This window comes from Chitinophaga sp. (assembly GCF_035564935.1).
Taxonomy (GTDB): Bacteria; Bacteroidota; Bacteroidia; order Chitinophagales; family Chitinophagaceae; genus Chitinophaga.
Window position 1 is genome coordinate 1 of sequence record NZ_DATMTE010000719.1, and the last position, 12,741, is coordinate 12,741.

The following is a 12,741-nucleotide window of genomic DNA, read 5'->3' on the forward strand; positions in this document are numbered from 1 at the left end:
ACTGGCGCAGAATTTTTATTCAGATCCGGGTCCGTTGCAGGTATCTGCATTTATACCTACCAGTCTTGGTGTACCTGCGGGAATTATTAATAAGCAATTATACCGCGGCGCTACCGAAACGGCGCCATTTGCCACCTATTACGGTTTTATGGGCATACCGTTATCAGGTACTTATAGCCTGGCTTCCACCATTATAGCCAGCGATCCCGATAACCAGGGGTATTTCCTGGGTTTCGAGGAAACCAAAAGAAAGCTGGTGAGAATGGACTGGGGGAATTATCTTGATACAAATTATGTTGTAAAAGATTCTGCCTTTACGCCCAAGAACCTCAAGATGGATATGCTGCACCTGGGCCGTTTTTCAGATAACGAATGCTATGCGTTTTGCGACAGCGCCGGGGAGATCAGGGAGCTCCGGTTTGGCGTAGAGTTCATGACCGGTAAGGATCCTGTTTTCCATGCGCTGGAGAAACGGAAGCCCGTTATTGCCGATAAGATCAGTGCAGCCACTTTGTGGGTGGAATCGCCGGTAGGCGTATTTTATTTCTCGCAGGGAGATAAGGTATACCGGTATAATCCATTGAATAAAGATGTGAGGGAACTGGCTTCCGGCTTTAGCGGTAAAACCATTACGATGCTGAAGTTGCTGGAGAATGGTAACCAGCTGCTGGTGGGAGTAGAGGGCAGTATTTACTACCTGAATGTAGGTACAGGTCATAATGGTGAAACCACCAAACAAATAAACGGTATTCCCGGGGCGCCGAGGGATGTGATTATAAGAGCGAATTAAAAAAAAAGGAAGGTTTTAAACCTTCCTTTTTTTATGCTGATTATTCCGTGGTCCATTTATCCCGGTCGTCCATACTGAATTTCCAGGGGGCCATATTATTTTCGATATTGCTGAACATGCCGGTCCATTCGGCTGGTGCGCTGGATTCTTCCATTACCAGGTGGCGGCGCAGCTGGAGGATAATATCCAGCGGGTTGATGCTCACCGGGCATTCCTGTACGCAGGCGTTGCAGGTGGTGCAGGCGCGGAGTTCTTCTTCCAGGATGTAATCGCGTAGCAGTGCTTTGCCATCATCTTTAAAGGCGCCGCCATTGGTTTTGATGTTGCGGCCTACTTCTTCCAGGCGGTCGCGGGTATCCATCATTATTTTGCGGGGCGACAGGAGTTTGCCGGTAATATTGGCCGGGCAGGCAGCCGTACAACGGCCGCATTCTGTGCAGCTATAGGCATCCAGCAGGTTTTTCCAGGTAAGGTCTGTTACGTCTTTGGCGCCGAATTTAGGCATGGTATCGGAGGCGGGTGCATTGGCAGCCAGTTCCGGTTGCAGCATCAGCTGTACTTCATGTTGTACAGCAGGCATGTTTTCCATTTCTCCTTTAGGTTCCAGGCTGGCATAATATGCATTGGGAAAGGCAAGGATAATATGCAGGTGCTTGGAGTAGGGAAGATAGTTAAGGAAAGCCAGCACGCCTATGATGTGCAACCACCAGCAGCCACGTTCCAGCGCTGTGAGCGCGCTTTCAGACATCCCGCTCAGCAGCGGGGTAAACATGCCGGACACCCAGAAGTTACCCGTAGCCGCATAATGCGTAGCGCCTTTGGCCTGCAGGGCCTGGTCGGCGGTGTTCATGGTGAGGAACAGCAGCATCAGCACTATTTCCGTGATCAATATATAGTTGGCGTCTGACCGGGGCCACCCGTTCAGGTCCCGGCTCATGAAGCGCTTCAGCTTTAATATATTCCTGCGTACCAGGAAAATGGCACAACCGGCAATCACCAGTACGGCGAGCACTTCAAATAAACCGATCAGCACCGGGTAAAAGGCGCCCAATACGGGAACGAATAAACGATGTGTGCCAAGAATACCATCCAGGATGATTTCCAGGATTTCAATGTTAATGATCAGGAACCCGGCATATACGAAAAAGTGGAGTACAGCTACCAGTGGGTTACGGAACATTTTTTTCTGACCAAAAGCCAGCAACAGGAGGTTTCTCCACCGCTGATCCGGATGATCGGTAAGGTCCTTATCACGTCCCAGTAATATGTTTTTCCTTATCCGGCTTGCCTTTTGGGCAAAAAGATACACCGCGGTTCCGAATAGGATCACAAATAATAATTCTTGTACGATTCGCATTAGCTCAGATTTGACTCCCTAATTTATGCCTTTTTTAGTTAAACGCGGGGATCGCCTCCGGCGATGTAAATTGTCTTGGAACGCTGATTATACTGATTAGCTTGATTTTTCTTCTTATCAGTTTGATTTTTTGGCGAAGTGCTTACTGCTAATGGCTAATTACTTATTTTTGCAATCATGGAAAGCAGGAACATCATTTTAACACAGGATATCATTCAAAAGAAAATTGAACGTATCGCTTATGAAATCTATGAACACAACAGCGATGGTACCGATATTATATTAGCCGGTATCTGGGACCGCGGCGTGATCATAGCGCATAAGCTGGCCGCTATCCTGGAGCAGATCTCTCCCCTGAAGATCCATATTATAGAACTGCGCCTGGATAAGCAGCATCCCGGTGATGTGATGGTATCCGAGGAAATAGATTTTAATAATAAAGTGGTAGTGGTGGTAGATGATGTGGCCAACTCCGGCCGTACCATGCTGTATGCGCTGAAACCCCTGTTGAAATTCCTGCCCAAAAAGATCCAGACAGCTGTGCTGGTAGACCGTAAGCATAAATCCTTCCCTTTATCCGTTGATTTTGTTGGTTATTCATTGGCCACTACCTTGCAGGATATGGTGTTGGTAGAGATGAACGGTGAGGAGATCGTATCCGCCTATTTTGAGTAGGAGATCAGAAATAAACGGCGTGTAGCTTTACATTTCCTTTTGAATTAATTTCAAAGGCGGGCGCCGGAAACTTCAGCATATTTAATACCTGGAATATCACTTTAACGCCTTTTTTGCGGGTGTGTATTTTTGTGAAATCCACATCCGGTGAAAGGTAGAACTGCCTTACACGCTGCAGCTGGCTGTAGTCGTGGTCAATGCCATGCTCATCGGTCCAGGTATTATCGCGGCCGCCTATCATTCCCTGCGAGCCGTATCCAACGGCAATATTCAGCCATTTCGGAAAGTGGCTTTCCTTCCGGAACGAATAGAGGTTTACAGATAACCAGTATGTTTGCCCATTATAATCCTTCAGGGTCCTTTCCCAGAAAGTAGTACCAAACAGCTGATCCGCTTTCTGCTGCAGCACGGGATCATTGTAATGTTGGGGATGCGCGGAAAATTTAAGCTGGATACGTTGTTCGTTCCATGCCAGTTCCTGGCCAATGAGCAGGGCAGAGCCAAGGGCGTTAGCGCTCATATCTCCCCAGGAAAATCCCCATTCGGAAGAGTAGCCGTCCAGTACTTCTATCACCGATTGGTAGGCAAACCCGCTCAGGCCACCGATCCAGATCTGTTTTTTTCGCGGTAATCCCGACCAGCGCCACATCTCCCGGCTGTATTTACCAATAAAGTAAGCGCTGAAAATATGCCCGGCCTTATCCATCTGGTTCCATTCGCCCATATCATTGAAAAAATGAAAGCCCGACCTGGGATATCCTTTATACCAGGCGGTATTGAGCGCTGCCAGTCCTGCGCCATAAAGAGCTGCAGTAGCGCCGCTCAGGATCCATACGCGTGAAGTGATGGTGGTATCGGGTATAGTGGAAAAAGGCACTTTTTTTTGTGCCATGCTGCCAAAGAAAGGCAGCAACAGGATCAGGATAAGCAGTGGTTTTTTCATGCGGGTAGCTAAACAATACCGGGAATGCTGAAAAGGGTAGATGGCTATCTTTCAGCATTCCCGGGCTTTGTCATCATTTCAGACGACGGGCTTATTTCAGTTTCAGATCCTGAATAATGCCATTTATTTTTTGATTCAGTTCAGCGGTCACCTTGTCGTAGTCGCCGGCACCGGCCAGCGGCGCGTTTACGCTGAAGTAGAACTTAATTTTTGGTTCAGTGCCGGAAGGGCGGGCGGATATTTTGCTGCCATCAGCCAGTACAAACTGCAGTACATTGGATTTGGGGAGATCCAGCGCTTTGATATCGCCGGTTTTGATGTCCCTGATCTGCTGCAGCTGGTAGTCGTAAAGGGTTACAACCGGTGAGCCGTTGATGGTAACCGGTGGATTTTCGCGGTATCCGCGCATCATTTCGGCGATTTCTTCGGCGCCTCTCATGCCCTTCTTGGTAATAGAAATCAAACTTTCCATGTAATAGCCGTAGCGTACATAGATGTCGATCAGCTGTTCAAACAGGGTTTTTCCCTGGCTGCGTGCATAGGCCGCCATTTCACAGATCATGGCCACAGATGCGATCGCGTCTTTATCGCGCACGTTCTGGCCAATCATATAACCGTAAGATTCCTCGCCGCCGCAGATGAAGTTTTCCTTTGGTTCTTTACGGCGGATCAGGTCTGCAATCCATTTGAAGCCGGTGAGTACGTTATAGCAGGTAATATTGTTTTTTGCGGCAAAAACATCGATCAGGTCGGAGGTTACCACCGTTTTGGCAATATAATCGTTTGCTTTGGCGAGGCCCTTGCTTTTGCGGCTTTCCACGATGTAGTTAAACAGCAGTACGCCGGTTTGATTACCGTTGAGCAGGATCCATTCGCCTTTCAGGTCTTTCACGGCAATGCCTACACGATCCGCATCGGGATCGGTACCCAGGAGGATATCCGCATCGAGTTCTTTGGCTTTTTTGAGGCCCAGGCTCATGGCTTCGGATTCTTCCGGGTTAGGATATACCACCGTGGGGAAGTTACCATCCGGGGTAGCCTGCTCCTGTACAATGTTTACATTGGTAAAACCGTATTGTTCCAGCAACTGGGGTACCTGGGTGATACCGGTGCCGTGAATAGGCGTATATACTATTTTAAGATCGTGCTGTTGTTTGTTGATGTCCGGGTTGATGGACAGGCTGAGCAGCTCCTGCCGGTAGGCTTCGTCCACTTCTTTCCCGATGAGGGTGATATTGGCTTCGCCGCCGGTCCATTTCACATCATCCGGGGAAACGATGTTTTCCACTTCGCGGATCACGTTGTTGTCGTGCGGCGGTACCAGCTGGGCGCCGTCGTTCCAGTAGGCTTTGTAGCCATTGTATTCTTTCGGGTTGTGAGAGGCGGTGAGTACCACGCCTCCCTGGCATTTCAGGTGGCGGATCGTGAAAGAAAGCTCCGGGGTAGGGCGCAGGCTTTCAAAAAGAAACACTTTGATATCGTTGGCAGCAAAAACGTTGGCAACGGTTTCGGCAAAAAAGCGGGCGTTATTGCGGCTGTCGTGTGCAATAGCTACTTTAATTTCGCCGGAAAAGGTTTTTTTGAGATAATTGGCGAAGCCCTGGGTGGCCATTCCAAGGGTATATTTATTCATGCGGTTGGTACCAACGCCCATAATGCCCCTGAGGCCACCGGTTCCAAATTCGAGGTTACGGTAAAAGGCGTCGTTGAGTTCATCGGGGTTTCCCTCCTGCATTTTCTTCAGTGTGGCAACGGTTTCAGCGTCGTAATTACCGTTGAGCCATTGGTCTACTTTGCTTTGAATATTTATATCCATGGTCTTTTTTTTGTGAGCCGTAAGTGCTAAAATGGATTGTAAAGTAAAAATAAAAAAATGAATGTGTGAAATTACCGATTTCAAAATACATTGAAAATCCCTTGTATTGGTTAATTTTGCGGCCATGAGGCGGTATGAAGATACTTATAAACAAAAAGGATTACGTAAACAGCTCGTTGATAGTATCCGTCAGAAAGGTATTACAGATGAAAACGTACTGGCGGCTATTGGCAATATTCCCAGGCATTTTTTCCTTGATACGGCTTTTGAAAGTATAGCCTACGACGACAGGGCCTTCCCCATCGGGGAGGGGCAAACCATTTCGCAGCCGTATACAGTGGCCTATCAAACGCAGCTGCTGGAGGTGAAGCCCTACGAAAAAGTGCTGGAAATAGGCACTGGCAGCGCCTACCAGGCCTGTGTACTGGCTGAGCTGAAAGCCAATGTATTTACTATAGAACGGCAACGCAAGCTGTTTGACCAGGTGAAGCATTTTCCTTTTAAAGCCCAATATCGTAATCTCCGTTTTTTTTACGGAGATGGTTATGAGGGCCTGTCTACCTATGCGCCTTTTGATAAAGTGCTGGTTACAGCCGCAGCGCCCCATATTCCTGAAAAGTTGCTGCAGCAGCTGAAGATCGGGGGAAAGATGGTAATTCCTGTGGGCGGGCAGGAGGTGCAGCGCATGTTGCGCATTACCAGGACCAGCGAAACGGAGAACGAGCAGGAACTGTTTGATAACTTCTCCTTTGTACCCATGCTGGCCGGAAAAAAATAAGGCAGGAGTGTGATCCCCTGCCCCTAATGTTTATCAAAGCCGGCCTGTGCCCTCTTTGGGCTTTTCTTCTTCCTGTTTTTCTTCTTCTTCCTGTGGTTTCTTTTTCTTGAACAGGTTAGGATCCATTTTGCCGAAACGGTAACGTATATTCAGCCGGATAAAGCGGGTAGCGCGTTTGCGCTCGTAATCCTGTATGAAGGTATTGGTTTCGTAATGAGAACTGAACTGCTGTGAATTGAGCAGGTCGGAGATATTGAGCGCCACCACCAGCTTTCTTTCCAGCAGTTCCTTACGGAGCCCGAGATCTATTCCGTTCATGGCCTTAAAAGTTCCCTGGGGCTGGATGCGGGGAGAGCGGAAATGGCCGCCCAGTTCCACACTAAACCTGCCGGGTAAACGAAATTGCGTATTCCCGTTTAAGCCGTAGCTGAAATTTTCATTGTTTACAGCAGTACTGGTCAGTTTGCTGTATTCCACGTTCAGGTTGGCCCATACTTTCCACCATTTGGTAAGGTTCAAGCTATAAGACACATTTCCTCCCATATTCTGCTGGGTAGCCAGGTTCATGGGTTTGGTGGTAGTAACGCCGGAAATGGTGTCCAGGGTACTGATACGGTCTATATTATCGTTGGTTTGCGCATAGTAAGTACTGGTGCTCAGGTAATTATTGGTTTCCGGGTAATACACGGAATAGCTGAGTTCAAATTTATGCGACAGGGCCGGCTGCAGTTCCGGGTTACCGGTACGGATATTCTGGGGATCCGAGTTATTGATATATGGTAGCAACTGGTCAAAATTGGGGCGGTCTATCCGGGTGGAATAGTTGAATACCAGGCTCTGGTTCTGGTTCTTCGGCATATTGTATTTCAGGAATACGCTTGGAAACAGGTTAAAGAAGCGGTTATTCACCGTGGTATCTTTGGTAAAGGAGTACCCTTTGAGTTGCGATTGTTCTGCACGTACACCGACCTGGTAGCCGAGGTTACCAAATGCATTGGCAAAGTTTACATAACCGGCGTAAATGTCTTCTTCATAATTATATTTATTAGACAGGTCCGGGCTTACCACGTAATCATCCACGTCCCAGTTAAACAGCGTAGCCAGGTAGTCGTTGTCGATATGCCGCATGGTGGCTTTCACGCCTGCTTCCAGCTTGCCTTTCTTCCCAAATGGAGAGGTATAATCTGATTGCATGTTCCAGAAGCGGTTGCCGTTTGTGCCCCTGTTCCGCTGGCGGTCCGCATTGGGAAGGGTATCTACCGAAGCGATGTGATATTGGGTATTGTAGCTGCTTCCGCTGCTGCTGTTATTGCCGCTGTAGCTGATGTAAGCGGTGAGTTCCTGGTTGGGTTTATCGAAAGTATGTTTGTAACTGAGATTGGTATTTTTGTTATTGCTGCGGTTATAGGGGCTGTTAACGCGTTCCCCGTTACGCAGTGATTCCATTTTATCATCCATATAGTTCAGGAGGAAATTGTCTTCATTCTGGCTATGGTTAAAGTTCAGTCCCTGGGAGAGGGTGAAGGTGTTATGATCGTCCAGGAAATAATCAAATCCGAAACGGGCGCCGTTATTGGTATTGTTGTTTTCGTTTTTACTTTTTTGGGAGAAGTACCGGGTATTGCTGCTGTCTGTTATCAGGTTCTGACGGAAGCTGTTTCCGCTGCCGTTCACCTTTTCGTAGCGGGTGTTGTAGTTGGCAAAGAAGTTGAATCTTTTTATACGCAGGCTGGCATTGGCGCTTCCAAAGCCTTCCCCGCGGGTAGCTCCGCCTACGTTGAACATCACGTTATAGCCGATGGCTTTGTCTTTTTTCAGTACGATATTGATAATACCGCCGCTGCCGTTGGCTTCAAATTTTGCAGAGGGGTTATTGATCACCTCTACACGGTCGATACTCTCTGCCGGGATCATTTGCAGCGCGGTTTTGGCGTCCCCGAAAGGAGAGGGTTTGCCATCTACATAAATGGTAACGCTTTTGCCGCGGAGTGTAATGTTATCATCGATATCCACATCCACACTGGGGATATTTTTTAATATATCAGTTCCGGTACCTCCTTCTGCATTGATCATGTTTCCTGCGTCAAATACCTGCCTGTCTATCTGCATGGAAAAAGCGGGCTTTTCTGCTTTTATTTCCACGGCATTCAATACTTTGCCGGCCGATTGTAAGCGGAGTGTGCCGGCAAATGTGTTTTTTCCTTCTGTAACCCGTACAGCTTTTTCCAGTTTTTCGTATCCCATGAAAGTGACACGCACCACATAAATGCCAGGTGTAATATTATTCAATGAAAAAGTACCGGTGGGCGTGGTATAAGCGCCGGTCACCATAGAAGAGTCTGCCTGTTTCAGCAGTACTACAGAAGCATATTCAATTGGTTTCCCGGTAACGATATCAGCCACTTTCCCTGTTATTTTCAGGCTGGTGGGAATTGGCGTTTGTGCGTTTACGTTATATGACGCAACGAACAGCACGACCATGAGTGAGAAAAAATTTCGCATGCGTGGACTTAGCAACTTTAATAATGATACAACAACAGCGTAAAAGTAACAGGAGTATGTTTAAACATCCACGAAATATGATGAGTGGTAGCTAAAAAAACATGGCCGGCAGAGTGCTGTAGCACTGCTAACCGGCCTGTGGTTTGCATTCACCTTCTTTAGTATGTTTTAGAAACTTTGCATTGGGTCGCCCATCTGCGTATCGTTTCCGGAATCTCTTTTTTTCTTTTTGAACAGGGAAGCATCAAATTTTCCGAAGCGGTAACTGAAGTTAAGTTTCAGTATCCTCGATTCGCGTTTGCGGATGTAATCCTGTGCAAACTCCGGTGATACCTGGTTCAGCTCATACTGGCGGGTATTGAAAATATCGGATAAGCTGAGTGTTACCGCAGCGGCTTTATTTTTCAGGAACTCTTTTTTCACGGCCACATCCACAGTGCTGAATCCTTTGATGGTGCCCTGTGCGGAGCTTGGGATCTGGTTAAACCCACCGCCTCCGCGACCACCTGATGAAGGAAGCGCAATGGTAGGCGCCTGGTAAGTGGCATTTACCTGCATGGTAAAGTTGGCCGGTAATTTTGTTTCGGAGTTTATTTTGGCAAACCAGCTGAAACCGTTGTTATCATAGTTTTGTCCGTTCGCGTTTACCTTCATATCTGTCTGATACAGGTTTACGTTGGTGGTGAGATCCCATCCTTTTACCACCTGGTTTTTCATGGTAAGTTCAGCGCCGTAGGAGTTGCTCCTGTTGGCGTTGATGTATTGTGTGAGCAGTGTATCTGCGCCAATAGGTGTACTGATGGTAGAAATCATGTTGTTGGTATTCCTGAAATACAGGCTACCCAGGAAGTTATTGTTTCCCCAGTTCTTTACGTACGAAAGCTCAAAGCTGTTGGTATATTCCGGTTTCAGGTTGGGATTACCTTCCCGTTGATTCTGCGGATCGCTGTAATCGCGGTAGGGAATCAGCTGGAAGAAGGTGGGCCTGTTCACACGCCGGGAATAATTCAGTTGCAGTTCCTGGTCGTTCTTTAATTTTTCCGAGAGGAAAATGCTTGGAAAGAATCCCGGTACAGCCTTTGTGGGCTTATATTTGGTACCCTCATTTTCGCCGGCGTATACATATTGTTCTACGCGTAAACCTGCCTGGTAGCCGAAGTTGCCCATTGTATTGGCAAAGTTGGCGTAACCGGCATACACCTGCTCGTTGTATTTGTAATTGTTGGAAAGCTGCGGGTTGTTGATGAACTGACCGCTGATGGTATCTTTATCATACACGTTATACATACTGGTATAATCGCGTAAAGTGGCTTTGGCGCCCAGTTCCAGCTTGCCGTTCTTCCCGATGGGATTTGTGTAATCTGTCTGGAAAGTAACGAAGGTAGTTTTACCGTTGGTGGTATTGTTTTGCAGCAATGCCTGCCCGAGTGGTGATCCTGCAGCGTTTTGCGCCTGTGTGAGATAATCGCCGTTACGGTTATTTTTGCTGGTGTTATAGTTAATGTCGGCAGTCCATTCTTTATTGGGCTGTGCAAAAGTATGTTTAAAGCTCAGTGCGGTGGTGTAGTTGCGGAAGCTGAAGTTATTATTGTTCAGGCGGTCGCTGATACCGGTTACCGTATGTGTTTTATCTGCAAAAGTGCTTTTCAGGTCTTCGTTATTTTTAAAATCGCCTGCCACAATATTTTGTGAAATGGAAATGGTGTTCCTGTTATCGAGCATATAGTCCAGCCCGAACCGTCCGAACTGGAACATTGGCTTGCTGGTGCTGTTACTGTTCTGAAGGAGATAATTGGTATCTGCTTTCTGACCATTGAAGTAGTTGCTGCGGTTGGTGCTTCCATCTGCCCAGTTCCGGTTGGCATTGATATTATAGTTGGCAAATACGTTGAACTTACCCTGGCGGATATTGATATTGCCGCCGCCATTATATTTATTACCTGTTCCGATGCCTGCATTCACTGAGCCATTGAAGCCGGCTTTGCGGTTTTTCTTCAGCACAATATTCAGTATGCCCGACATGCCTTCCGCATCATATTTGGCAGAAGGGTTGGTAACAAGTTCAACGCTTTCTATGGCATCGGCCGGGATCTGATCAAGCGTAAGGGTGGAGGGTTTGCCATCTACAAAGAGATTGGGGGAAGCATTACGGACGGTCACATTTCCGTCGAGATCCACATTTACAGAGGGCACGCTTTTCAGCACATCCTGCGCGGTTCCGCCAACACTGCTAAGATTCCTGTCTACGTTAAATACTTTTTTATCGATACCCATGGCAAACGCACTTTTCTGGCCGGTGATTTCAACGCTTTGCAGTGTTTTTACATTCTGCTGCAATTTGATATTGCCAAGATCCTGTTCAGTAGCCTGCGGTGTGATGCTTACTTTCTTTTGTACGTTCGTATAGCCCATGAAGTTAACACGTAGTATCATGGGGCCAAACGGGAGATTCTCCAGGCTGAAGTCGCCATTGGGTTTGGTGAGCATACCTGTCACCAGTGAAGAATCTTTTAACCTTAATAAAGTAACGGAAGCATATTCTATCGGCTTTCCTGTTTTAGCGTCCACCAGTTTGCCATATAAGTGGCCAATCTGAGGCATATTGGGTCTTCCCTGTTGTCCCTGTCCCTGTCCCTGCCGTGGGGCTGCAGATGCGGGCGCCTGTGCAAAAGCATGCGCCTGCCATAAAAGCATACCAGCAAGAACTGCGTAGCATTTTTTCATCCTTATCATTTTTTATCCGGACTTTCTTCTCAGACAGGGCAAAAGTATCGGGGTGCAGGTATGAATGGTTTGAGATTGTGATGAGTGGAATTAATACACGCAGGAAATTGCAAATATAAGCGCTAAGAGGTCTTAACAGTAGTTAACAAAGCGCTCATCTTAACAGTAGTTAACATAGCGTTTTTCAGGGAATTAAAGGAGGGAGATGGCCATGCAGATGAACCCTGTAAGCAGTCCGCTGATGGCGCCAAGGAGTTTGAAACTGCGCAGTTCCCGGCCCAGCAGGTTGTGAGTAATGGTTTCCAGTTGAGCAGCGGAGATGGTGGTAATTTTCTGTGATATGATCTCTTCCAGGTGAAGGTCCTGTTCTAGGTTGTCGAGGTATTGACTGATCAGTACGGGGAACAGTGTGTCCAGTTCCGCCACCAGGTGTGTTTTTATCTGGTTTACGATACTATCGCCGATGAACATGGAGAGAACGGGCATTGCCTTTGGTAATCTTTCCCGCAGGAAGCTGTCCAGATGCGCTTCTACCAGTGGAATAATTTTTTTGATCTTCTCCGGATCGGTCATTTTGCTTTTGATGTCATCGAAGGAAAACTGTTGCGCTACCAGTGTGCCTATACTACGGGCGAGTTGCGGTTGTTTTTTCGGAAACAATCCCTGCAGGGTGATAAAGCCCAGTTTAACGGGTTTGTGGGGACGGAAAAGGAGGGTAACAGCCAGGCCATTGAGTAACCAACCGATGAAAGCAGCGATGAGGGGAAGGAAAAAGATCATTGAATGAATTGATTTTCACAAATGTAAAAATTCGGGGACCAAAAAGAATAAAACAAACCTGGAAATAAACATGAATGAAAATAAAAAAGGCTTCTTTTTACAGAAGCCTTTTTTGCTTTTCGGGTGATTGAAGGGTTTCGAACCCTCGACCCTCAGAACCACAATCTGATGCTCTAACCAACTGAGCTACAACCACCGTTTTATTGGGAGTGCAAAGATAAGCGAAACTATTTTTAAATTCCAAATACTTTGAATAAAAAAAATTCAAGCGATTATATATAGCTCATATTCTCCAAATGAAATACCGGACACCGATATTAAAACTCTTTTTATTTGTTAATGTCCGCCGGCAGCAACATTAACAAGCACCTCTATT

The 12,741-nt window shown here is 47.0% G+C and carries 9 protein-coding genes and 1 tRNA gene; 3 read left to right on the forward strand and 7 right to left on the reverse strand.

Annotated features, from left to right (window positions below):
- On the forward strand, positions 1–790 hold a 790-nt coding region (locus VN105_RS18490; protein ID WP_325643010.1), incomplete at its 5' end, for a hypothetical protein.
- Positions 791–830: 40 nt separating this feature from the next.
- Here VN105_RS18490 and VN105_RS18495 read toward each other — a convergent pair.
- Positions 831–2,147 carry a (Fe-S)-binding protein gene (locus VN105_RS18495; RefSeq protein WP_325643011.1) on the reverse strand — a complete coding sequence of 439 codons (1,317 nt, stop codon included), beginning with the start codon at positions 2,145–2,147 and terminating at the stop codon, positions 831–833.
- Between the two features lie 177 nt (positions 2,148–2,324).
- Here VN105_RS18495 and VN105_RS18500 point away from each other — a divergent pair, with 177 nt between their 5' ends.
- Positions 2,325–2,822 carry a phosphoribosyltransferase family protein gene (locus tag VN105_RS18500; RefSeq protein ID WP_325643012.1) on the forward strand — a complete coding sequence of 166 codons (498 nt, stop codon included), beginning with the start codon at positions 2,325–2,327 and terminating at the stop codon, positions 2,820–2,822.
- Positions 2,823–2,826: 4 nt separating this feature from the next.
- On the opposite strand, the gene VN105_RS18505 is transcribed toward VN105_RS18500, so the two are convergent.
- A complete protein-coding gene (locus VN105_RS18505) occupies positions 2,827–3,765 on the reverse strand; it encodes a DUF2279 domain-containing protein (RefSeq protein WP_325643013.1) in 939 nt (312 codons plus the stop codon).
- 91 nt (positions 3,766–3,856) lie between these two features.
- Positions 3,857–5,581 (reverse strand): phospho-sugar mutase, encoded by a 1,725-nt coding sequence (locus VN105_RS18510; protein WP_325643014.1) that lies wholly within the window; start codon positions 5,579–5,581, stop codon positions 3,857–3,859.
- A gap of 124 nt (positions 5,582–5,705) precedes the next feature.
- Between VN105_RS18510 and VN105_RS18515 the strand changes: the two genes are divergently transcribed.
- A complete protein-coding gene (locus VN105_RS18515; protein WP_325643015.1) occupies positions 5,706–6,359 on the forward strand; it encodes a protein-L-isoaspartate(D-aspartate) O-methyltransferase in 654 nt (217 codons plus the stop codon).
- Between the two features lie 33 nt (positions 6,360–6,392).
- On the opposite strand, the gene VN105_RS18520 is transcribed toward VN105_RS18515, so the two are convergent.
- From VN105_RS18520 to VN105_RS18535, 4 genes are all read right to left on the reverse strand, one after another.
- A complete protein-coding gene (locus tag VN105_RS18520) occupies positions 6,393–8,861 on the reverse strand; it encodes an outer membrane beta-barrel protein (RefSeq protein WP_325643016.1) in 2,469 nt (822 codons plus the stop codon).
- A 168-nt stretch (positions 8,862–9,029) separates the two neighbouring features.
- A complete protein-coding gene (locus VN105_RS18525) occupies positions 9,030–11,585 on the reverse strand; it encodes a TonB-dependent receptor domain-containing protein (RefSeq protein ID WP_325643017.1) in 2,556 nt (851 codons plus the stop codon).
- Between the two features lie 192 nt (positions 11,586–11,777).
- Positions 11,778–12,365, reverse strand: a complete 588-nt coding sequence (locus tag VN105_RS18530) for a DUF445 domain-containing protein (protein ID WP_325643018.1) — start codon at positions 12,363–12,365, stop codon at positions 11,778–11,780.
- A 122-nt stretch (positions 12,366–12,487) separates the two neighbouring features.
- Positions 12,488–12,561: transfer RNA gene (locus VN105_RS18535), tRNA-His, on the reverse strand.
- Between the last annotated feature and the right edge of the window lie 180 nt (positions 12,562–12,741).